General features: G+C 63.7%; 18 protein-coding genes and 2 pseudogenes. 9 read left to right on the forward strand and 11 right to left on the reverse strand.

Going from position 1 to position 21,284, the window contains the following annotated elements; genetic code table 11:
- A pseudogene (locus RM530_RS14380) lies at positions 1-234 on the reverse strand (glutathione-dependent disulfide-bond oxidoreductase); the annotation flags it as partial.
- 119 nt (positions 235-353) lie between these two features.
- A pseudogene (locus RM530_RS18775) lies at positions 354-495 on the reverse strand (thioredoxin domain-containing protein); the annotation flags it as partial.
- A gap of 344 nt (positions 496-839) precedes the next feature.
- Between RM530_RS18775 and RM530_RS14390 the strand changes: the two are divergent.
- A complete protein-coding gene (locus RM530_RS14390; protein ID WP_311365950.1) occupies positions 840-2,765 on the forward strand; it encodes an FTR1 family protein in 1,926 nt (641 codons plus the stop codon).
- A 102-nt stretch (positions 2,766-2,867) separates the two neighbouring features.
- Here the strand turns inward: RM530_RS14390 and pstB are convergent, their stop codons facing one another.
- From pstB to pstS, 4 genes are all read right to left on the reverse strand, one after another.
- A complete protein-coding gene (gene pstB, locus RM530_RS14395; protein WP_349256253.1) occupies positions 2,868-3,659 on the reverse strand; it encodes a phosphate ABC transporter ATP-binding protein PstB in 792 nt (263 codons plus the stop codon).
- Positions 3,660-3,709: 50 nt separating this feature from the next.
- Positions 3,710-4,552 (reverse strand): phosphate ABC transporter permease PstA, encoded by an 843-nt coding sequence (gene pstA / locus RM530_RS14400; protein ID WP_432276105.1) that lies wholly within the window; start codon positions 4,550-4,552, stop codon positions 3,710-3,712.
- A 28-nt stretch (positions 4,553-4,580) separates the two neighbouring features.
- Entirely contained in the window at positions 4,581-5,555 is a 975-nt protein-coding gene (gene pstC, locus RM530_RS14405) for a phosphate ABC transporter permease subunit PstC (protein ID WP_311365953.1), read from the reverse strand.
- 76 nt (positions 5,556-5,631) lie between these two features.
- Positions 5,632-6,720, reverse strand: a complete 1,089-nt coding sequence (pstS, locus tag RM530_RS14410) for a phosphate ABC transporter substrate-binding protein PstS (protein WP_311366023.1) — start codon at positions 6,718-6,720, stop codon at positions 5,632-5,634.
- Between the two features lie 345 nt (positions 6,721-7,065).
- Here pstS and RM530_RS14415 point away from each other — a divergent pair, with 345 nt between their 5' ends.
- Both RM530_RS14415 and phoU read left to right on the forward strand, forming a co-directional pair.
- Positions 7,066-8,235 carry an OprO/OprP family phosphate-selective porin gene (locus RM530_RS14415; RefSeq protein WP_311365954.1) on the forward strand — a complete coding sequence of 390 codons (1,170 nt, stop codon included), beginning with the start codon at positions 7,066-7,068 and terminating at the stop codon, positions 8,233-8,235.
- A gap of 114 nt (positions 8,236-8,349) precedes the next feature.
- Positions 8,350-9,084 carry a phosphate signaling complex protein PhoU gene (gene phoU, locus RM530_RS14420; protein ID WP_311365955.1) on the forward strand — a complete coding sequence of 245 codons (735 nt, stop codon included), beginning with the start codon at positions 8,350-8,352 and terminating at the stop codon, positions 9,082-9,084.
- Positions 9,085-9,087: 3 nt separating this feature from the next.
- Here phoU and fabR read toward each other — a convergent pair whose 3' ends face one another.
- A complete protein-coding gene (gene fabR, locus RM530_RS14425) occupies positions 9,088-9,732 on the reverse strand; it encodes an HTH-type transcriptional repressor FabR (protein WP_311365956.1) in 645 nt (214 codons plus the stop codon).
- 152 nt (positions 9,733-9,884) lie between these two features.
- On the opposite strand from fabR, the gene RM530_RS14430 reads away from it, so the two are divergent.
- The 3 genes from RM530_RS14430 (at position 9,885) to RM530_RS14440 (ending at position 12,613) form a co-directional block, all read left to right on the forward strand.
- Complete coding sequence (locus RM530_RS14430) at positions 9,885-10,976, forward strand: ferredoxin reductase (protein WP_311365957.1); 1,092 nt, start codon at positions 9,885-9,887, stop codon at positions 10,974-10,976.
- A 19-nt stretch (positions 10,977-10,995) separates the two neighbouring features.
- Positions 10,996-12,102, forward strand: coding sequence for a fatty acid desaturase family protein (locus RM530_RS14435; RefSeq protein WP_311365958.1), 1,107 nt, complete (start codon positions 10,996-10,998; stop codon positions 12,100-12,102).
- Between the two features lie 193 nt (positions 12,103-12,295).
- Complete coding sequence (locus RM530_RS14440) at positions 12,296-12,613, forward strand: hypothetical protein (RefSeq protein ID WP_311365959.1); 318 nt, start codon at positions 12,296-12,298, stop codon at positions 12,611-12,613.
- Between the two features lie 6 nt (positions 12,614-12,619).
- Here RM530_RS14440 and clpB read toward each other — a convergent pair whose 3' ends face one another.
- Both clpB and RM530_RS14450 read right to left on the reverse strand, forming a co-directional pair.
- Positions 12,620-15,199: an ATP-dependent chaperone ClpB gene (gene clpB, locus RM530_RS14445; protein ID WP_349256251.1), complete on the reverse strand. Its 2,580-nt coding sequence runs from the start codon at positions 15,197-15,199 to the stop codon at positions 12,620-12,622.
- Positions 15,200-15,353: 154 nt separating this feature from the next.
- Positions 15,354-15,878: a hypothetical protein gene (locus RM530_RS14450; RefSeq protein WP_311366025.1), complete on the reverse strand. Its 525-nt coding sequence runs from the start codon at positions 15,876-15,878 to the stop codon at positions 15,354-15,356.
- On the opposite strand from RM530_RS14450, the gene RM530_RS14455 reads away from it, so the two are divergent.
- The 3 genes from RM530_RS14455 to RM530_RS14465 are packed head-to-tail and all read left to right on the forward strand — an operon-like array spanning position 15,768 to position 18,414.
- Complete coding sequence (locus RM530_RS14455; RefSeq protein ID WP_489752852.1) at positions 15,768-16,181, forward strand: secondary thiamine-phosphate synthase enzyme YjbQ; 414 nt, start codon at positions 15,768-15,770, stop codon at positions 16,179-16,181. The two genes, RM530_RS14450 and RM530_RS14455, sit on opposite strands and share 111 nt — an antisense overlap.
- A 21-nt stretch (positions 16,182-16,202) precedes the next feature.
- On the forward strand, positions 16,203-17,609 hold the full coding sequence (locus RM530_RS14460; RefSeq protein ID WP_311365961.1) for an NfeD family protein: 1,407 nt from the start codon (positions 16,203-16,205) through the stop codon (positions 17,607-17,609).
- A gap of 25 nt (positions 17,610-17,634) precedes the next feature.
- On the forward strand, positions 17,635-18,414 hold the full coding sequence (locus RM530_RS14465) for a slipin family protein (RefSeq protein WP_311365962.1): 780 nt from the start codon (positions 17,635-17,637) through the stop codon (positions 18,412-18,414).
- Here RM530_RS14465 and RM530_RS14470 read toward each other — a convergent pair.
- On the reverse strand, positions 18,402-19,043 hold the full coding sequence (locus RM530_RS14470) for a TIGR04282 family arsenosugar biosynthesis glycosyltransferase (RefSeq protein WP_311365963.1): 642 nt from the start codon (positions 19,041-19,043) through the stop codon (positions 18,402-18,404). The two genes, RM530_RS14465 and RM530_RS14470, sit on opposite strands and share 13 nt — an antisense overlap.
- Positions 19,040-21,217, reverse strand: coding sequence for a S8 family serine peptidase (locus tag RM530_RS14475; protein WP_311365964.1), 2,178 nt, complete (start codon positions 21,215-21,217; stop codon positions 19,040-19,042). The genes RM530_RS14470 and RM530_RS14475 overlap by 4 nt, the downstream gene beginning before the upstream one ends.
- Positions 21,218-21,284: the final 67 nt, after the last annotated feature.

The raw sequence follows: 21,284 nt of genomic DNA on the forward strand, positions 1-21,284 counted from the left end.
GGCGTCGTATTCGGCACCCGCATGGCCGAGGGCGAGCAGCTCTTCGAGCATGATCGTGACTTTCTGCCCGTTCGGTGTTGCCATCGAGTAGAGCTGCAGCGGGTGCTTTCCGACCGGCAATGGCTTGTCGTGGGTCGGGCCGGCGACCGGCCGGTTGATGCTGGCGAAGCGGCCACCGCTGGGCTTGTTCCAGGTCCAGACCTTCGGTGGCGTGTATTCGGGGGAATCGCTCATGCTCGGGTCTCCGCTGTGGATGTGTTAACGCGTTGTGGGGATAGTTCGACGGGAACAGAGCGCGACGCGTCTGTTCGTCGAAATCGTTGTTGAATTCATGGTCCTCGCCGACCCGCCGGCCGCGCTCGCCCGAAAGGCGGGTGTATGTTGCTCGCCCTTGCGAGTGTCGACGGGCACGGCTTCGTAAGCCAGCCCGGTTCCCTCCAGCGGCAGCGCGAGCTTGGCGGGATTGGGCGTCGGGTGGAAATAGAAACGAATCATGCAAGTCTTCCTTCGGCTTTGCATTCACGACAGGCCGGTGCGATGAGGTAGGTGCCACCGACGGACGGGGGAGCCGACGCAGCGGGCACTGCTTCGCTACCCGGTTTATCTTATAGAACGGTCGATCTGGCGCTGCTCGACGCGGTGGAAACCTGATGGGAGGGTGCCCATTCGGTCAATGAGTTCCGTCAGCCGCGACGGGCCATGAGCCGGATTCCCGAGACGGGCTTCTGACATTCTTTCGGCGACGTGCTGAATTGTGTGCCGCAACTGCGACGAATTCGGCACGCAAGCGAGAGAGAACTATAATCGTTCGCATTACTGTCTAACGCCGGAATCCGACCATGTTCAAAAAGATGGGCCTCGTGTGCTGGGCCTTGGCCCTGATTTCCCTGTCTGCGCCTGCATTTGCGGCGCTGAGCGACGAAATTCGCACCACCTGGCGTTTGATCGACTATATGGCCGTGGACTACGCCGGGGCGGTTGAAAACGGTGAAGTGGTCAGCGAATTCGAATACGAGGAGATGCTGGAATTCGCGGGCACCATCCGGCAGCGCATTGCCTCGCTGCCGGCGGAGCCCGATCCGACCGAACTGCTGCGGGGCGCCGATGAACTGCTGCGGTTGGTCAATGCCAAGGCCTCCGCGGCGGATGTCCGTGCGGCCGCCCATGGTCTGGGCTCGGCATTGCTCGCCTTGCACCCGGTGCCGACGGCGCCGCAACAGGTTCCGGACATCGCACACGGCGCAGTGCTCTATCAGCAGCAGTGCGCGAGCTGTCATGGCGCTCAGGGACAGGGTGACGGCCCGGCCGGTGCCAACATGGAACCTGCTCCGATCGATTTCACCGACATGGAGCGGGCCCGCCAGCGTTCGGTGTTCGCGCTGTACCAGGTGATCCATCAAGGGCTCGAAGGCACGCCGATGATCAGTTTCGGCCATCTGCCGGAAGCCGATCAGTGGGCGCTCGCGTTCTACGTGTCCGGTCTGGCGTTTCCGGCGGATCGGGCTGCGCAAGGGCGTGCGGCCTGGGAACAGACGGTCGGCCTGCGCGCGCAGATTCCTGATCTGGATGCGCTGGTGCAGACCTCGCCGGCGGCGATCGCCGAGCATAGCGACACCGAGACAGCGGACGCGGTCATGGCGTATCTGCGGCACGAACCAGCCGCGGTACAGGCGGCGGACGCCGGACGACTGGAACTTGCGCGCAGCCAGCTGGCGGCGAGCGTGGAAGCCTATCGCGCCGGCGAGCAGGACGCGGCGAAGCGCCTTGCGCTGTCCGCCTACCTCGACGGCTTCGAACCGATCGAACCGATGCTGGCCAGCAAGGGCGATATTCTCGGACGTGTGGAAGGAGCGATGAATGCTTATCGCGCATCGATCGCCCGCGCCGCGCCGCCGGAAGTCGTGGCCAGCGCGGCGTCCGATATCGAATCCCTGTTCGACGAGGTCGATTCAGTGCTCGATGCTCCCGGCGGGAGCTTCTGGTCGGTGATGATCGGCGCGTTGACCATATTGCTGCGCGAAGGTCTGGAAGCCCTGCTGGTGGTGGTGGCGATGGTGGCGTTCCTGCGCAAGGCGAATCGCCAGGATGTGATGCCGTACATTCACATGGGCTGGATCGGCGCCTTGCTGGCCGGCTTTGCCACCTGGCTCGTGGCGACCCGGCTGATCTCCATCAGCGGAGCCAGTCGCGAACTGACTGAAGGCTTCGGCAGTCTGTTCGCTGCAGTGGTGCTGTTGACGGTCGGACTGTGGATGCACCACAAGAGCCTGGCCGGCCGCTGGCAACAATACATCCGGGAGAAGCTGTCGCACGCGCTGACCAAGCGGTCTGCCTGGGCGCTGGCGGCGCTTGCGTTCGTGGTGGTCTACCGCGAGGTGTTCGAAACCATTCTGTTCTACGCAGCGCTGTGGAGCGAAGGCGGCGGCAGACCGGTGCTGGCGGGGCTGCTGGTCGGCAGCGTGCTGCTGGCGGTACTCGCCTGGGTGATGTTGCGCGCCAGCACGCAGCTGCCGATCGGACGTTTCTTCAGCGCCAGCTCCGCGCTGATCGCGATTCTGGCCTTCGTGCTGGCAGGCAAGGGCGTTGCGGGTCTGCAGGAGGCCGGGCTGATGTCGGTGACGCCGGTGGCCGGCCCGCGGATGGTTTGGCTGGGGCTGTTTCCGACGCTGGAAAGCTATGTTGCCCAGCTGATCGTCGTGATCGTGATCTTCGGGGGCATCGCCTACAACCGGATCGGGGCTCGCGGGATCGAGAGCCCGGCCTGATGGAGGGGCTTGAAGATTTTCGCGGGAGGCTGGCGTAATAACCGCGCGCTGTTCCGGATCAAGCCTTGGACTTGTCCGGAATGAGGTTCGCTCGACAAGCGGCTAGCCGAAGCGTCCCGTAATGTAATCCTCGGTACGCGTCTGGCGCGGTGCCCGGAACATCTGGTCGGTGGTGCCGAACTCGACCAGTTCGCCGAGATACATGAAGGCGGAGTAGTCGGAGGTGCGCGCCGCCTGCTGCATGTTGTGGGTGACGATGGCGATGGTGTAATCGGCCTTGAGCTGGTAGATCAGCTCTTCGATCTTGGCGGTGGAAATGGGGTCCAGCGCCGAGGTGGGTTCGTCGAGCAGCAGTACCTGCGGACGCACCGCGATCGAGCGCGCGATGCACAGGCGCTGCTGCTGGCCGCCGGACAGGCCCAGGCCGGAGTTGTGCAGCTTGTCCTTGACTTCGTCCCACAGCGCGGTGCGGCGCAGCGCGTCTTCGACGCGTTCGTTCATCTGCGCGCGGCCGAGCTTTTCGTAGAGCCGGATGCCGAAGGCGATGTTGTCGTAGATCGACATCGGGAACGGTGTGGGCTTCTGGAACACCATGCCGATGCGCGCGCGCAGCAGGTTGAGATCCTGTCCCGGGCCGATGATGTTGTCGCCGTCGAGCAGCACCTCGCCCTCCGCGCGCTGGCCGCCGTAGAGGTCGTACATGCGGTTGAGCACACGTAGCAGCGTGGACTTGCCGCAGCCCGACGGACCGATGAAGGCGGTGACGCAGCGCTCGTAGAGCGGAAGCGAAATATCCTTCAGCGCATGATGTGTACCGTAGTAGAAATTGAGGTTGCGAACGCTGACCTTTTCCTTCAGCGGCTCCGCGGTCTCGGTATTCGGCGCTTCGGGCATATAAGTCTCGCGGAGGTCTGCGGCGTTGCGGGTCGGAGATTCCATGGTCTTCATGAGCCCTGACTCTTGGACGATGACAGCACGCGCGCCACGATGTTGAGCGCGAGTACCGTGAGTGTAATCAGAAGCGCGCCGGCCCAGGCCAGACGCTGCCAGTCTTCATACGGCGACAGCGCGAACTGGAAAATCACGACGGGCAGGTTGGCCATCGGTTCGTTCATGTTCGTGCTCCAGAACTGATTGTTCAAGGAGGTGAACAGCAGCGGGGCGGTTTCGCCGCTGATGCGGCCGATGGCCAGCAGCACGCCGGTGAGCAGGCCGGCTCGTGCTGCGCGGTAGCAGATCTGGCGAATGACGACGTTGCGTGGCGCGCCCAGCGCAGAGGCGGCCTCGCGCAGGCTGTCCGGCACCAGTCGCAGCATGTCTTCGGTGGTGCGCACCACGATCGGCAAGACCAGGATCGATAACGCGGCGCAGCCGGCCCAGGCCGAGAAGTGGCCCATCGGTTCGACCATGACCACGTACACGAACAGGCCGACAACGATCGAGGGAGCCGACAACAGCACGTCGTTGATGAAGCGCACCACCGCGGCAAGACGGGTTCCGCGACCATATTCGGCCAGGTAGGTGCCGGCGAGAATACCGATCGGCGTGCCGACCACGGTAGCCACGATGGTCTGTACCAGGCTGCCGAAGATGGCGTTGATCAGGCCGCCGGCACTGCCGGGCGGCGGGGTGTTTTCGGTGAAGACCTGCAGCGACAGTCCGCCGGCGCCTTTCATCACCAGCACCACCAGAATCCAGCCAAGCGCAATCAGGCCGAGGCCGGCGGCGCCGCATGAAAAGCTCATCGCGATCAGGTGGCTGCGACGACGCCGACGGAACAGCGCCATCGACGGTCCAGCGGTTTGGGCATCCATCTCAGGCTCCACTGCGGCGTTCCATGCGCAGCAGCATCAGGCGCGCGGCGGCAAGGACGATGAAAGTGATCAGGAACAGAATCAGGCCGAGCGCGATCAGCGACGAGGTGTAGAGATCGCCCACCGCTTCGGTGAACTCATTGGCGATCGTCGCCGAGATCGTGGTGCCCGGTGCCAGCAGCGAACTGCTGATGCGATGCGCATTGCCGATGACGAAGGTCACCGCCATGGTTTCGCCGAGTGCGCGCCCCAGGCCGAGCATGATGCCGCCGACGACCCCGACGCGCGTGTAGGGCAGCACGATGTGGCGCACCACCTCCCAGGTGGTGCAGCCCAGTCCGTAGGCGGACTCCTTGAGCATCGGGGGCACGGTTTCGAACACGTCGCGCGTGATCGAGGTGATGAACGGCAGCACCATGATCGACAGGATCAGGCCGGCCGTCAGCATGCCGATCCCGTACGGGGGACCGGAAAACAGGGACGACATCAGCGGCACGTGCTCGAAGGTGCTGATCAGCGCCGGTTGTACGTAATGCTGCAGCAGCGGGGCCAGCACGAACAGACCCCAGATGCCGTAGATGATGCTGGGAATGCCCGCGAGCAGTTCGATGGCGATGCCGATCGGACGCTTCATGGATTTCGGGCACAGCTCGGTGATGAAAATGGCGATGCCGATACTGATAGGGACGCCGATCACCATCGCGATCAGGGACGAAATCACGGTGCCGTAAATCGGGGCAGCGGCGCCGAAATCTTCCTTGACCGGATTCCAGGATTCGGTGTGCAGGAATGAAAAGCCGAATTGGTCGAGTGCTGGGAGGGAACCGTGGATCAGCGTGATGATGACGCCGCTGAGCATGATCAGTACGCCGATGGCCGCCGTACGGGTAATCGCGTGCAGTACGGTATCTCGCATCCGGTTGCGCGAGAGCGCACTGTCGCTGATCGGATTGTCGATGGTGGCTTCGGCGTTCATTCGATCAGTTGCTTTGAAAAGGAAATTCGTCGGGGCCGTATGGCCCCGACGCAGTTCACAAGCTTGCGAGGCCGTATCAGTTCGTCCAGAGCGCCTTGCCGCTGCTGTCCTTGATGCTCTCGGCCCAGGTTTTCTTGACCATGTTTACGACAGCATCCGGCATCGGCACGTAATGGAGCTCATCGGCCATCTCGTCGCCCGAAGCATAGGCCCAATCGAAGAAGTCCAGAGCGGTCTTGAGCGCGGCCGGATCCTTCGGCTCCTTATACACCAGGATGAAGGTGGCCGCGGTCATCGGCCAGCTGTCGGCGCCCGGTTGATTGGCAAGGATCAGATAGTAGCCCGGAGCCCGGGCCCAGTCCGCATTGGCGGCGGCGGCCTGGAAGTTCTCGGCGTTCGGTTCGACGACCACGCCATCGGCGTTCTTCATCTTGGTGTACGCCATGTCGTTCTGCAGCGCGTAGGCGTATTCCACATAGCCGATCGCGCCATTGGTCTGGGTGACCATGTTGGCGACGCCTTCGTTGCCCTTGGCACCGATGCCGACCGGCCACTGAACGGCCGAATCCGCGCCGATCTCTTCTTCCCAGGCGGGATTGACCGCGGACAGGTAGTACGTGAAGTTGAAGGTGGTGCCCGAACCGTCGGAGCGGTGCACGATGGCGATCGCCGTGTCGGGCAGTTCCACGTCGGGATTCAGTGCCACGATCTCAGGGGCGTTCCACTTCCCCACTTTGCCGCTGAAAATATCGGCCAGTGTGGGGCCGTCCAGCGTCAGATCGCCTCCTTCGATACCGTCGATATGAACCACCGGCACCACACCGCCCATCACCATCGGAAACTGGATCAGTCCGGCTTCGTCGAGTTCTTCGGGTTTGAGCGGCTTGTCGGACGCGCCGAAGGTGACGGTATTGGCCTTGATCTGCTTGATGCCGCCCCCGGAACCGATTGACTGATAGTTCAGGCCGATGTCGGTCTTGGTCTTGTAGGCGTCGGCCCACTTGGCGTAGATCGGGTAGGGGAAGGTTGCGCCCGCACCGGAAATCGCGGATCTGCTGGACGGCGCGCTCGCCATCTCGCCCGGCGAGACGTCGGGGTTCGAATCGGAGCAGGCGACCATGCCGCCTGCGATGACCAGGCTGAGCCAGACCACGGATTTTCGCATGAAAGTCACCACATTCTCCTGAGGATGACGGGAAAGTCGGCGCAGCCTAGCCTCCGCACATGACAATTTCGTTGCGGTCGTGTTGCGGACTATGACAGTACGGCCTGTCAAGCGCTTCAACGCTACATTCATACATTTCCTTGTCCGTGGTGGGCCTGTGCCTGATCAACCGTTCGTCGGCATGGGGATGAATTGACGTGATTGTCATCAAATTGAAATCTAATTGTCACAGAAGTGCCACTTGCGCTTCTCACACTGCGCGCCATCGCTGACCGGTTTCCTTACCCCGACACGAGAACCATGGCCGTGACGCGCCGCTTCCCACTAAAAAAATTGGAGGTTTCGGTGAAGAAGCACTTCGGATATGCAGCCACGATGGCGGTGGTCATGGCTGTTGCGGCGCCGGTCGCCCGTGCCGACACCGCGAGCAGCGGCGGCGGCTTGAAGATCAGTTCCTCCGACGGTGAGTTCGAGGGTACCCTCGGCGGCCGCCTGCACTATGACTACGCGTCGTTCAGCGACGATCAGATCGAAGACGCCTCGACCGATGGCTTCTATCTGCGGCGTGCCTATCTGTCGCTGGCCGGCAAGCTCTACGGCTTCGAATACAAGCTCGAAACCGATCTTTCGTCGGACGACCCGGCCGGTAAGGACATGTGGATTGGCCATGAGCTGTTCGGCGGTTTCGTCAAGCTGGGTCACATGCAGCCGGCCTACGGTATGGAGGAGCGCACCAGCTCCAATGATGTGCTGTTCGCCGAGCGTCCGTTCATTTCCAACAACACCCTGTTCAGCGGCCGCGAATACCAGAACGGAATTTCCTACGAATACGCCGGCGCCGGCTTCACCGCGATGGTGGTGTACTACAACGTCAATACCGACGCCGCCAAGAACGCCTCCAGCGCGGCCGACGGCAACGGGGAATCGGTGCGTCTGAGCTATGCGCCGATCTCGGGCGATCGCAGCACGCTGCACGTCGGGCTGTCGTACGACATCGCCGACTACGACGACATCGAGGTCAATCCCTCGCCGACCGCTTCGGCACGCTATGTCGGCCGTAACGGGCCGCGGCTCGCGCTGGTCGGCGAAGGCTATGACAAGCAGCAGACCAGCACGTTGGAACTCGCCGGCAGCTACGGTTCGTTCTTTGTGCAGGGCGAGTACAGTCTCGCCAGCTATGAGACCGACGGCGCCGCGGATCAGGACCTGACCGCCTACTACGTGCAGGCCAGCTGGTTCGCAACCGGGGAAACCAAGCCGTACAAGCGTGACAAGGGCGTGTTCTCGAATCCGAAGGCGTTCGGCGCGCTGGAATTCAAGCTGCGCTACGACTTCATCAAGAACGATGACGCGGTCGGAGAACCCGAGGCGACCACGGTCTCGGCGGGTGTGAACTACTACTTCAATCCGAAGGTCCGCTTCATGCTCGACTACAACATCGGCAGCGCGGAGGCGGGCGCAGATGTCGACGACGACCCCAGTTCTGTCGTTGCGCGTGCGCAGCTCGTTTTCTGAGTTCTCGCCTTACGGTTTTGCGCGGTCCGGTTGCCACGCCGGGCCGCGCCTTTTCGCGTTTCCGGACCGTGTTGTCGCGGTTCGACACCCCGCAGGTTGAACAGAGGGCAGGCAATGGACAAGTCCGACTACAGGCAGCATATCTCCAGCCAGTTCAACGCCGAACTGGAAGACGTCCGCTCGCGCGTGCTGGAAATGGGCGGGCGTGTCGAAACGCAGATTCTCGACGCCACACGGGCGCTGGTGTCGCTGGACGGCATACTCGCATCGCAGGTGGAGGCCGCCGATCAGGAGATCAACCGTATCGAGCTGCGGATCGACGAGGATTGCAGCCAGATTCTGGTGCGTCGTCAGCCGACCGCCGGAGACCTGCGTCTGGTCTACGCCGTGATCAAGACCATCACCGATCTGGAGCGGATCGGCGACGAGGCCGCCAAGATCGCGCGCATGGCGATCAGCCTGGCGGCCAAGGAGCGGACCCGCGAGCACATGCTGCAGGTCCAGCACCTGTCCAATCAGGTTCGCACCATGGTTCACGATGCGCTCGACGCCTTCGCGCGCATGGACGCCGAGGCGGCGGTGGCGGTCGCGCGGCAGGACATCGTGGTGGATCGCGAGTACGAGTCGCTGATGCGTCAGCTGATGACCTACATGATGGAAGACGTGCGGACCGTCGGCCCGGTCATCGACATCATCTTCTGCATTCGCGCGATGGAGCGCATCGGCGACCACGCCAAGAACATCGCCGAATACGTGGTTTATCTGGTCAAGGGCAAGGACGTGCGCCACATTGGCATCGACGCCATGGAACGTCAGGTGTTGGCTCGCCCGCCGGACCCGGCGGAGTAGGGCTCAGGCGTCGCGCCAGTGCGCGGCGCCGAGGAAGATCAAGCGAATCTGCTGAACGAAATTGTCGATCAGCTCGGATTCGCGCCGTGCCTGCTCGGGCGGCAGGTCCAGAAAATCCACGGCCGCCGTGAGCATCGTCGTCACCACCAGGCTGCAGATCAAGCGCAGGCTGTCGCTGGACAGATCGGCGAACAGCCCGAGCCCGCGCAGGTCCTGCGCGATTTCGTGCGTGAAATGGTCGATCTCGCTGCGAATCGCGGCGCGAATCGCGAGCGAGCCGCCGCTGCGTTCCCCGGCGATGAACAGGAATTGCAGGCGGTGCCCGTCCACATAGTCGCGATAGGTCTCCACCGAGCGGCGAATCATGTCCTTGGCCGGCAGGTCCGCGCGGCGCGCTTCGCGCAACAGCCGCCGCAGGGTCAGACCGCCCTCTTCGACCAGCGCCAGCCCGAGTTCGTCCAGGTCCGTGAAGTGCCGGTAGAACGAAGTCGGCACCACGCCGGCCTCGCGCGTGATCTCGCGCAGCCCGAGGCTGGTAAAGCTGCGTCCCTGCGCCATCAGTCTCAAGGCTGCGTCCAGCAGGGCGGCACGCGTGCGCTGTTTGCGCTCGACACGGCTTCCGCTATCTCCGTGCCGTGTTCTGCGCATGAATGTACTCGCCATGAATTTGAAAGAGATGGAATTATAAGTTCATGAATATATTGAAGTCCATAAGTTAATCCAGGAGAATTTCGCTATGGCGTCTTGACGACCTGAAAAATTTCAGTGAACGTATGTGCACTGAAATGACGGGACCACCCATGCGTCCGCTGCTTCCGGAGATGCTTCCGGCCGAAATCAAGAGAACCCTGCGCAGCCCCTGGCTGCACCCGCTGAACGATCTGCAGGCGGTCGACGAATTGCTCGAACGCGTCAATCCGATGTGGGCGCTGGGACGGATTCGCGCACGGGTGATCGAGGTGCGCAGCGAAACGCCGGATACCAAGACCTTCGTCCTCAAGCCGAATGCCCGCTGGGCCGGGCATGTCGCCGGCCAGCATTGCCTGATCGAGATGGAGACCGAGGGGGTCCGTCAGCGCCGCGCCTTCAGCCTGTCCAGCGCCGACTCCAGGCATTGCAGCTTCACGGTGCGTCGTCAGCCCGGCGACGGCGTCACCGCCCGCATGCATGCGCGGATTCGTGTCGGCAGCGTGCTGACGCTGTCCAGTGCCCGGGGCGGCTTCGTGCTACCGGCGCAACGACCCGAACGCCTGCTGATGCTCGGCATCGGCAGCGGCGTGACGCCGCTGATGGCGATGCTGGAACAACTGCACGCCGAAGGCTATTCCGGAGATATCGTCTTCGTGCACGGCTCGCGGACGGCCGGCGATGCGATCTTCGCGGCGCGCCTGAGCGCACTGGCGGCGCACTGGCCGGCGCTGAAGTGCCTGAGCCACTTCAGCGCGACGCACGGCCATGCCACGTTTGAGTCGATTGCGGCACGGGTGCCCGACTACGCGCAGCGCCACACCCTGATGTGCGGGCCGGGCGGTTTCATGCAGTGCCTGATCGAGGGCTACGCCGAACGGGGTCTGAGCGCGCAATTGCAGTACGAGCGTTTTGGCTTGCCGCCGCGGCGCGCGACAGCGCCGGGAGAGGCGCTGCAAGTTCGTTGCGGCCCGTCCGAGCGGCTGTTCGAGGCCGGGCCTCAGCAGAGTCTGCTCGAAGCCGCCGAGGCCGGCGGGCTGTCGCCCAAGCATGGCTGTCGCATCGGAATCTGCCGCAGCTGCCAGTGCCGCAAGAAGAGCGGCAGCGTCGAAAACCTGCTCAGCGGCGCACGATCCGACGCGCCGGACGAATTGATCCAACTTTGCATCAGCGCGGCCCGCTCCGATCTGGAACTGGACCTCTGAGGCCGCGCAGGAGAAACCGATGACCCCGAAAAGCCGCCCGAAATATCCTGTACTCACACAACGGCAGACCGCCGAACTGCAAGCCGAACTCGACGCGATCCGCGATGAAGTCATGACCGGTCTCGGCGAGGCCGATGCCGAGCACATCCGCCGCATGGTGCGCATTGCACGCCTCAGCGCGATCACCGGCCGCGGCCTGCTGATGTTCGGCTTCACCCCGATCTCCTGGACCCTGGGCGTGGCTGCGCTGTCCACCGCCAAGATCCTGGAAAACATGGAGATCGGCCACAACGTCATGCACGGCCAGTACGACTGGATGAACGACCCGGCCTTCGATTCCCAGACCTATGATTGGGACAACGTCTGCGCTGGCGAGGACTGGCGCCATTCGCACAATGTGATGCACCACAATTACACCAACATCGTCGGCAAGGACGTGGACGTGGGCTACGGCATCCTGCGTGTCACCGATGCGCAGCGCTGGCACCCGAAGTATCTGCTCAACCCGGTCAACAACCTGGCCCTGGCGCTGCTGTTCCAGTGGGGCGTGGGCATTCACGAGATGCAGATGGGCACCAATCTCCGCACGCGGAAAGGTCGCCATTCCATACGCGCAAACAGCGGCCCGTTCCTGAAGAAGATGCGCAAGCAACTGGTCAAGGACTACGTGCTGTTCCCGGCGCTGGCGCTGTGGAACGCGCCACGCGTGCTGCTGGGCAACCTCGCCGCCAACGGCATCCGCAACGTCTGGTCCTACGCGATCATTTTTTGCGGCCACTTTCCGGACGGTACACGGATGTACACCGAAGCCGAGACCGAGAATGAAACGCGCGGCGATTGGTACCTGCGCCAGATGCAGGGTTCGGCCAACATCGAGGGCGGGCGCCTGATGCACATCATGAGCGGCCACCTCAGCCACCAGATCGAGCACCACCTGTTTCCGGACATGCCGGCGCCGCGTTACGCCCAGATTTCGCCGAAGGTGCGGGCGGTCTGCGAGAAGTACGGCCTGCCGTACAACAGCGGCTCCTTCGCGCGGCAGTACGGCAGCGTGTTGCGCACGATCTTCAAGCGCGCCCTGCCGGAGTCCGGACGTACGTCGAAGGCGGTTGCGGCCCGAGTTTAGGTGCGTCTAGGGTAGTAAAGGCGTTTCTCCCTCTCCCTCTGGAAGAGGACCGGGGTGAGGGCGAACGCCGCATGTCGCCTCGGCACACAGATGGGCGCGCGCCCTCATCCCCAAGCCTTCTCCCAAGGGGAGAAGGGAGCCAATACGTTCGCAATACCTTCTTCCGGGCCGTCAACAGCCCCTGGGAAATCCGATGAAAAGACTCGAACGCCTGGAATGGCTCAAGGACACGATCCAGGATGCCATCGACCGTGGTGCGACTTCGGTTGAGCAAGTCCACCAGTACATCGCCGAGCTGCCGTTCGAGGCCCTGGAGAAATCCGGCCTGATGGAGCATGACCGATTTGCGCTGCGTGACCGTCAGCGCCGTACCATCGGCATGGTCTACAACGCGATCCGCACGATCAATGCCCAGGTCGGCGCGCTGATCTCGGATCAGTTCGAGAACCTCGACGAAGCGAAAACGGCCGCGCAACGCATGTCGCGCGACCGTTCCGATACTGCCGAGTAAGCCGTCTCAGGCGGCGCGGTCGAACACCATCGCTTCGTCCCGGTAGTCCACCTTGACCGTGTCTCCGCTGACGAACTGCCCGTCCAGAATCGCGCGCGCCAGCGGGTTCTCAACCAAGGTCTGCGTCGCCCGCTTGAGCGGTCGCGCGCCGTAGACCGGATCGAAGCCGGCGGCGGCGATGTGGTCGAGTGCAGCATCGGCGAACTGCAGGCCGATGCCGCGTTCTCCCAGCCGCTTCTTCAGGCCTTCGGTCTGGATCGCGGCAATCGAACGGATCTGCGCGCTGCCCAGCGCATGGAACACCACCGATTCATCGATGCGGTTGATGAACTCGGGCCGGAAGTGCTGGCGTACCACCGTCATCACCGCCGCCTTCATGTCCTCGTAGTTGGTGTCGCTGCCCAGGTCCTGAATCAGGTTGGAGCCGAGGTTCGAGGTCATCACGATCACGGTGTTGCGGAAATCCACGGTGCGGCCCTGGCCGTCGGTGAGGCGGCCGTCGTCCAGCACCTGCAAGAGGATGTTGAATACCTCCGGGTGCGCCTTTTCGACCTCGTCGAGCAGGATCACCGCATACGGCCGGCGGCGCACGGCCTCGGTGAGATAGCCGCCTTCCTCGTAGCCGACGTAGCCCGGAGGCGCGCCGATCAGGCGCGCCACGCTGTGCCGTTCCATGAACTCGGACATGTCGATGCGCACCATCGCGTCCTCGCTGTCGAACAGGAAGTTCGCCAGCGTCTTGCACAGCTCGGTCTTGCCGACGCCGGTGGGGCCGAGGAACAGGAACGAGCCGATCGGCCGGTTCGGGTCCGACAGGCCGGCACGCGAGCGGCGGATGGCATCGGATACGGCGCTGATCGCCTCATTCTGGCCGACCACGCGGGCGTGCAGGACCTCTTCCATGCGCAGCAGTTTTTCGCGCTCGCCTTCGAGCAGCTTGGACACGGGTACCCCGGTCCAGCGCGACACGACCTCGGCGATTTCGTCGTCGCCGACCTTGTTGCGCAGCAGTTCGAAGTGCTGGGTATCGCTGTCGGCAGTCTGTTGCAGACGCCGTTCCAATTCCGGGATGCGGCCGTATTGCAGCTCGGAGGCGCGCGCCAGATCGCCGGCGCGGCGGGCCGCCTCGGCTTCCTGGCGGGCGCGCTCCAATTCTTCCTTGACGCCGGCAGAACCCTGCACCTGCGCCTTTTCGGCCTTCCACTTCTCGTCGAGGTCTGAGTGCTCGCGTTCGAGCCGGGCGATGTCCTCGTCGAGCTGCGCCAGAGCGCGCTTCGCCGATTCGTCCTCACCCTTCTTCAGCGCCTCGCGTTCGATCTTGAGCTGGATCAGGCGGCGGTCGAGCTTGTCGATGACTTCCGGCTTGGAGTCGATCTCGATCCGAATGCGCGAAGCGGCTTCGTCGACCAGATCGATCGCCTTGTCCGGCAACTGGCGGTTGCTGATGTAGCGGTCCGACAGCCGCGCAGCCGCGATGATCGCGGCGTCCGTGATTTCCACGCGATGGTGGACCTCATAGCGTTCCTTGAGGCCGCGCAGGATGGCGATGGTGTCCTCCACGCTGGGCTCGCCGACGTAGACCTGCTGGAAGCGGCGTTCCAGCGCCGCGTCCTTTTCCACGTACTTGCGGTATTCGTCCAGGGTGGTGGCGCCCACGCAATGCAGCTCGCCGCGCGCCAGCGCCGGCTTGAGCATGTTGCCGGCATCCATCGAGCCTTCGCCCTTGCCGGCGCCGACCATGGTGTGCAGCTCGTCGATGAACAGGATGACCTGGCCTTCCTGCTTGGCGAGATCCTTGAGCACGCCCTTGAGGCGTTCCTCGAACTCGCCGCGGAACTTGGCGCCGGCGATCAGCGCCGCCATGTCCAGCGACAGCACGCGCTTGTCCTTGAGTCCTTCCGGAACCTCGCCATTGACGATGCGCTGCGCCAGGCCCTCGACGATCGCGGTCTTGCCCACGCCGGGTTCGCCGATCAGCACCGGATTGTTCTTGGTGCGGCGCGACAGCACCTGGATCACGCGGCGGATTTCGTCGTCGCGGCCGATCACCGGGTCGAGCTTGCCGCTGCTGGCGCGCTGCGTGAGGTCGATGGTGTACTTTTCCAGAGACTGCCGCTGCTCCTCGGCATTCTGCGAATCGACCTGGGCGCCGCCACGCACCTGATCGATGGTCTGCTCGATCAGCGGTTTGCGGCCGCCGGTTGCGCGCAGGACTTCGCCCAGCGTGCCCTTGTCGTCCACCGCTGCGAGCACAAACAGTTCGCTGGAGATGAACTGGTCCTTGCGCTGCTGGGCCAGTTTGTCGGTGAGGTTCAGAACACGATTCAGCTCCGGCGAGACCGAGATTTCTCCGGTGGCATTCCCCAGCCGCGGCAGCCTCTCCAGCGCCTGCGACAGCCGGTTGCGCAACTGGTCGGTGTTGACGCCGGCCTGCATCAGCAGCGGCTGCATGCCGCCGCCGTCCTGATCGAGCAGGGCCTGCATCACGTGCAGCGGCTCGATTGCCGGGTGATCGCGGCCCAGCGCAAGGGACTGCGCATCGGCCAGCGCCTGTTGGAAACGGGTTGTCAGTTTGTCCATGCGCATGGCGCGCACACTCCTGAAAGTTGACTCTGGTGTCAGATATGTGTGGGCGCCGCGCTCGCATTCAAGCGCGGCGAACCGACATCACAGATTCAGGGGCGCCCGGTCGGTCCAACGGTCCAACGGTCCAAAGGAGTGTACCGCGCAGCTCAGGGCCTCAGCGGCGCTTGCGCGGCTTGTCGTCAAGATCGCCGAAGTCCTCGAACTCATCCTCGATCAGCTTGCGCAGTGCGCGTTCCTCGCGGTAGCGCTCAACGTCGCGCCAGTCCCGCGACGCGCCGCTGGCCGCGGGCGTTTCGTCTTCGGGTTCGACTTCCGCGGCATCGTCCTCCCAGCCTTCGGCGGCGGTGTCGTCGTCTTCGAACTCGGTGTAGTTTGATTGGGTGGATGGCGACTGCTTCTTACCCGCCATGTACGTGACCTCGCTGCAGTAACTCGTGACAAGGAAGACTGCCTTTTGCCTTTGGACTGCTTTTGCGCGCCTATTTAGCAGGCTTTTCGTCGCTGTGGAAGAGGCTGGGCGAGGGTTTTCATCGATGTCGATGATGAATCCGCGAAGGATGACATTTTCATGTACCAACGAAGCCTGAATTTCGAAACTTCCGCACGCGGCTGGCGCGACATCGGTGGTGCCGTGAACGAACTGATCGGCGACAGCGGAATGAGGTACGGGCTGTGCCATGTTTTTCTTCGGCACACCAGCGCCACGCTGCTGATGACCGAGAATGCCGACCCGGATGTGCGGCGTGACCTTGAACGCTGGATGGTTCGCGCGGTACCGGACGGCGATCCGCTGTTTGCCCACGATGCCGAAGGTGACGACGACATGCCGGCGCATGTGCGCAATGCACTGGTGGGCTGCGAGCGTACGATTCCGTTCGCCGATGGCCGCCTGCTGCTCGGAACCTGGCAGGGGCTCTATCTCTGGGAGGCGCGCAGCACGGCGCATCATCGCCGCGTGGTGGTGACGCTCAGCGGCGAATAGCGCCCGCGCTATACTCGGACCATGACCGGACTCGTTCGAGCCATCGCGTTGATCGCCTGTGTACTGGCGCCGGGCGTCCATGCTCAGGCGCAGCCGCCCGCGCATGCCGCGCTGATCGAGATCGACGGTCCGGTCGGCCCGGCCACCAGCGGCTATTTCGACAAAGCCAGTGCACAGGCCATCGAAGACGGTGCCAGCCTGATCCTGCTGCGCATCGACACACCGGGCGGGCTCGACGGTGCGATGCGCGACATCATCAAGAACATTCTGGCCTCGCCGGTGCCGGTGGTCAGCTATGTCGCCCCCGGCGGTGCACGTGCCGCCAGCGCCGGCACCTATATCCTCTACGCCAGCCACGTCGCCGCGATGGCGCCGGCGACCAACCTCGGCGCGGCCACGCCGGTGCCGGCGATGGGCGGCGGTTTTGGAGACGAGGGCGAGCAACCGGCCGGCGCGCCCGCAAAACCGGGTGAGGAATCGCCGCAAACCGACGAACCTGCCGATGCGGACGCGGCGCCGGCCAAACCGAAGTCGGCGATGGAAAAGAAAGTCGTCAACGACGCCGTGGCCTATATCCGCAGCCTGGCCGAGCAGCGCGGGCGCAATGCGGATTGGGCGGAAGAAGCGGTACGCGAAGGCGTGAGCCTGTCGTCCAGCGCGGCGCTGGAGCGCGGCGTGGTCGACCTGATCGCCGACAACATCGACGATCTGCTGGCGAAGATCGACGGCCGCGAAATCGAAACCGCGAGCGGACCGGTTCAGATTCACAGTCGCGAGCTGATCGTGCGCACGTATGCGCCGGACTGGCGTTTCGAATTTCTGGGCGTGCTGACCAATCCCACCGTGGCCTACATCCTGATGATGATCGGCATCTACGGGCTGCTGCTGGAGGGCTACCATCCAGGCGCCATCGTGCCCGGTGTGCTCGGCGCGATCAGCCTGTTGCTGGCCTTGTTCGCCTTTCAGATCCTGCCGGTAAGCTATGCCGGCCTCGGGCTGTTGCTGCTCGGCGTGGTGCTGATGGTGGCCGAGGCGCTGGCGCCGAGTTTCGGCGTGCTCGGTTTCGGCGGTATCGCTGCCTTCGTGATCGGATCGGTGTTTCTCATGGATACGGACGTGCCCGGCTACCAGGTCAATCTCGGCGTGATCATCGCGCTGGCGCTGGCCGCCGCTGGCGTTCTGGTCCTGACCCTGTACCTGCTGTGGCGCGCTCGACGATCCCCAGTGCAGACCGGTGATCCGCTGTTGATCGGTCATACCGTCGAAGTGTTGCAGTTCGACAATGGGCGCGGTTGGGGCCGGGTCAACGGCGAGCGTTGGCAACTGAATTCGGATCGCGGGCTCGTCTGCGGCGCGCAGGCGCGTATTGTGTCCGTGCATGGCCTGACGCTGACGGTCGAACCGCTCGAAACGTCCAGCCCCGGCTGACACCGTCGATCAACGAGGAGCAAGCATGTTTCCAAGCGTCATAACCCTAGTCATCCTGATCGTCGCGATCCTGTTCTCCGCGTTCAAGATCCTCAACGAATACGAACGCGGTGTGGTGCTCACGCTGGGCCGCTACACCGGCACCAAGGGACCGGGCCTGATCATCATCATTCCGCTGGTGCAGAAGATGGTGAAGGTGGATCTGCGCACCATCGTCATGGACGTGCCCAGCCAGGACGTGATTTCGCGCGACAACGTCTCGGTCAAGGTCAATGCGGTGGTCTATTTCCGCGTGGTCGACTCCGCCAACGCCGTACTGCAGGTCGAGCAATTCTACGACGCCACCAGCCAGGTCGCTCAGACCACGCTGCGTTCGGTGCTGGGCCAGCACGATCTCGACGACATGCTGACCGAGCGCGACAAGCTCAACCAGGACATTCAGGCGATTCTCGATCAGGCGACCGATGCCTGGGGCGTCAAGGTCACCAACGTCGAGATCAAGCACGTGGACATTGATGAATCGATGATCCGCGCGATCGCGCGCCAGGCCGAAGCCGAGCGTTCGCGCCGTGCCAAGGTGATTCATGCCGAGGGTGAAATGCAGGCGGCCGAGAAGCTGCGCGAAGCCGCCGCGTTGCTGTCGCAGGAACCCCAGGCGCTGCAGCTGCGCTACATGCAGACCCTGATCGACATCGCTGGCGAGAAGAACAGCACCATCGTATTCCCCTTGCCGATGGACTTGATCACGCCGTTCCTCGATACCGTCAAGCGCGTGGCCGACAAGGGCAACGATCAGCCGAAATAGCCACTGAGCAAGGCTTGCTGGCGAGCGCGCACCCAGTCCGCGCGCGTGTCCACGTCCCAACTGATTCGGGTCTGCACGAGGCTCAGCCCGCCCTGGCGCAGGCGCTGCGCGGTCTGGCGGCCCTCGCGTCCGGAACTCCAGGCGATGCCGTGCAGGCTGGGCAGAGTCCGGCGCGCGCCCAGCAGCACATAGCCGCCGTCCTCGGCTGGCTGCATCACGGTGTCGGTGTGCTCCAGGGCTTCGAACGCGGTGGTGAGATCGCCGCAGCGCAGGTCCGCGCAATCGGTGCCGATCACGACGGCGCGCCGGTACCCCTGAACCAGCGCCTGGTTCAGCGCCGCGCACAGACGGCGCCCCAGATCGCCCTGGGCCTGTCGGCCGAGCCTGATCGGAAACTGTCGGCGGCAGCGCAAAAAGAACCCGTGTGCGGGCGAAGGCGTGCAAGCGAGCACGACCTGGGTTTGAGATACCGCAGTGGCGCAGCGCAGGCTGTGCAATACCAACTGACGATGAACGGACGTGGCTCGCAGGTCGCCGATGTGGCGCGCGAGCCGCGTCTTGCAACGGCCCGGCTGCGGTGCCTTGCTGAGTACGACGATGCAGTTGCGCGCTTGCGGTGCCGCTGTCATCGGCGGCGTCGGCGCCATGCCGTAGCAGCCAGCAGCGGCAGCAGGCTTGCCAAACCGAGGCTGCCGCCATCGTCGCTGTCGGGTTCGATGGCTTCATCCACGCCCGATGTCGCGATCAGATCGGTCGAGATTCGATAGTCCAGCGGCACATCGGTCTGCGCGAAGTTGACCACCACGATGTGGTACGTGCCGACCTGCGGGTTGTCGATCACCACTTTTTCGTTGCCGTCGGCCTCACCGCTGATATAGGTGTCCGGATCGTCGCAATCAGCGGTGCTGCTGCTGGTGCAGAAGAAGCCGGGGTCCTCTTCGGGATTGATGCCCAGGGAAATCAGGTACTGCGGCGGAGCCTCGTACTTCACCAGCAGATCGATGTCCTGCTCTGTGGCGGTACTGATCACCAGCGAGACGGTGCCGCTGGGCACGTCGGTGACATCCACATGCCAAGCATGAAAGTCATCGTAGAGATCGGCGTCTCGTCCGGCGAACGCGGTCTGTATCGTTTCGGATAGGGGCAGTGCGCTGATTTCATTGATAAAGCCGCGTTGAACCGAATAAAGGCCCGCATTCGCCTGTAGCGAGAACTGTCCGCTGACATAACGGTGGCCGGAGACGCCGCTGGGCACGATGACATCGAAACTCACGGTTGCGGTTTCGTTCTGCGCCAGTGTGCCGATGGACTGTGTGCGGCCGAGCACCGTCAGATCGTCGGTGTCGAAGCGCGCCGTGACCGCGACTGCGGTCTGCCAGAGGTTTTCCAGCGTGACATCGATGCGCGCGGTCTCTCCGGGATCAAGCGCGCCGTTGCCCGCACTGTCGATGACCACGGAACGGACCACCAACACCGGTTGCGCGTTGACGTCCAGCGCGGCGGCCGCGTCGATGCGGCCGGCCGAGGTCCGCAGACCGGCGCCGTCACCGGCTTCGCCACTGGCGATCAGGCGCGCCTTGATTTCCGGGTAGCTCGCGGCCGGATATTCGGACTTGATCAGCGTCGCGATGCCGGCCGCATACGGCGAGGAAAACGAAGTGCCGGAAACGCCGCAGTTCCCGCCTGCGTTGCCGCAATTGGCGCCGTCGGCGTAGTCTCCGCCGGGCTGCGTGGTCACGATTTGCAGGCCTGGTGCGGCCACGTCGACGGTGGTGGGGCCGTACTCGCTGAAGCTGGCGATCCCGTCCTGACGGTTGGTCGCCGCCACGGTCAGGATATTGGGCTCGTCGTAGTTCGCCGGAAAATTGATCACGGATCGATCAATGTTAGCGTCGGTATTGCCGGCGGACGTGACAAACAACACCCCGGCGTCGCCGAGTTGCTTCAACAGATTGCGTTCGGCACTGGTCGCGGTCGGGCCGCCATAGCTGGCATTGACGATCTGCGCACCGTGATCCAGGGCGTACTGCATCGCCGTCAGGATCGCCGCGCTGTCGAGTTGCGTTGCCGTTACACCGTCTTCGGTGACCCGCTTTCCCACCTTCAACGGCATCAGGCTCACCGACCAGACCGCACCCGCGACGCCGATGCCATTGTTGCCGATCGCGCCGAGACTGCCGCTGACGTAAGTGCCGTGAAACTGGTCGTCGGCGTCATCGTCCGGGCGCGGATTGCTGTCGTTATTGGCGGCATCGCGGCCGGCGATGAAATTGGCCGCGAGGTCGGGGTGATCGAGGTCGAAGGCGTCGTCGATGATCGCCACGATCACCGAAGGGTCTCCGGTACGGCGGAAACTGCCGTCGCCATCCAGGTCCCAGGCCGCCAGCATGTTGAGGTCGCCATCGACCGTTCCGGGTGGTCCGCCAGAGACGAAATTACCCTGGCCGGTATTGAGGAAGCCCCATTGGCGATCGAACAGCGGATCGTTCGGATTGATGCGGATATAGCGCAGGGCATTGGGTTCCGCAGACACGATGGCGGGATCGTCACGCAGCGTGCGGATCGCCTGGTCGGCGGTCATGAATGTCGGCACGGTGACGACGGCTGCCCGACCGTTCATCAGGCTGCGCGTGGCGCTGAGTCCGAGCCGCTTCAAGGGCGCGGTGGACTGCGCTGGGTCGCGGAACTGAAGGATCAGCTCGCCGGTGCGGCTGCTGGCCAGCGGATGTGCCGGCCTCGCGGCAGATGCGGTGCCGCAGATCGCCAACAGCACAACGCTAAGGCAGCAGAAAGATGTGCGCATCGGAAGGTCCTGTTTCAAAGCCTGATCGTATGCCAGGAACAGCTTGCGTGCGTATGACGCTACAGCT

The organism is Banduia mediterranea, from assembly GCF_031846245.1.
GTDB classification, from domain to species: Bacteria; Pseudomonadota; Gammaproteobacteria; order Nevskiales; family Nevskiaceae; genus Banduia; species Banduia mediterranea.

Bases quoted from the DNA above. Each gene is read 5' to 3' on its own strand.
- clpB (WP_349256251.1), bottom strand. From the start codon at position 15,199: ATGCGCATGGACAAACTGACAACCCGTTTCCAACAGGCGCTGGCCGAT.
- RM530_RS14430 (WP_311365957.1), top strand. From the start codon at position 9,885: ATGCGTCCGCTGCTTCCGGAGATGCTTCCGGCCGAAATCAAGAGAACC.
- RM530_RS14440 (WP_311365959.1), top strand. From the start codon at position 12,296: ATGAAAAGACTCGAACGCCTGGAATGGCTCAAGGACACGATCCAGGAT.
- pstA (WP_432276105.1), bottom strand. From the start codon at position 4,552: ATGGCGCTGTTCCGTCGGCGTCGTCGCAGCCACCTGATCGCGATGAGC.
- RM530_RS14475 (WP_311365964.1), bottom strand. From the start codon at position 21,217: ATGCGCACATCTTTCTGCTGCCTTAGCGTTGTGCTGTTGGCGATCTGC.
- RM530_RS14470 (WP_311365963.1), bottom strand. From the start codon at position 19,043: ATGACAGCGGCACCGCAAGCGCGCAACTGCATCGTCGTACTCAGCAAG.
- RM530_RS14450 (WP_311366025.1), bottom strand. From the start codon at position 15,878: ATGGCACAGCCCGTACCTCATTCCGCTGTCGCCGATCAGTTCGTTCAC.
- pstB (WP_349256253.1), bottom strand. From the start codon at position 3,659: ATGCCCGAAGCGCCGAATACCGAGACCGCGGAGCCGCTGAAGGAAAAG.
- RM530_RS14435 (WP_311365958.1), top strand. From the start codon at position 10,996: ATGACCCCGAAAAGCCGCCCGAAATATCCTGTACTCACACAACGGCAG.
- pstC (WP_311365953.1), bottom strand. From the start codon at position 5,555: ATGAACGCCGAAGCCACCATCGACAATCCGATCAGCGACAGTGCGCTC.
- RM530_RS14390 (WP_311365950.1), top strand. From the start codon at position 840: ATGTTCAAAAAGATGGGCCTCGTGTGCTGGGCCTTGGCCCTGATTTCC.
- fabR (WP_311365956.1), bottom strand. From the start codon at position 9,732: ATGCGCAGAACACGGCACGGAGATAGCGGAAGCCGTGTCGAGCGCAAA.
- RM530_RS14460 (WP_311365961.1), top strand. From the start codon at position 16,203: ATGACCGGACTCGTTCGAGCCATCGCGTTGATCGCCTGTGTACTGGCG.
- RM530_RS14455 (WP_489752852.1), top strand. From the start codon at position 15,768: ATGTACCAACGAAGCCTGAATTTCGAAACTTCCGCACGCGGCTGGCGC.
- pstS (WP_311366023.1), bottom strand. From the start codon at position 6,720: ATGCGAAAATCCGTGGTCTGGCTCAGCCTGGTCATCGCAGGCGGCATG.
- RM530_RS14465 (WP_311365962.1), top strand. From the start codon at position 17,635: ATGTTTCCAAGCGTCATAACCCTAGTCATCCTGATCGTCGCGATCCTG.
- phoU (WP_311365955.1), top strand. From the start codon at position 8,350: ATGGACAAGTCCGACTACAGGCAGCATATCTCCAGCCAGTTCAACGCC.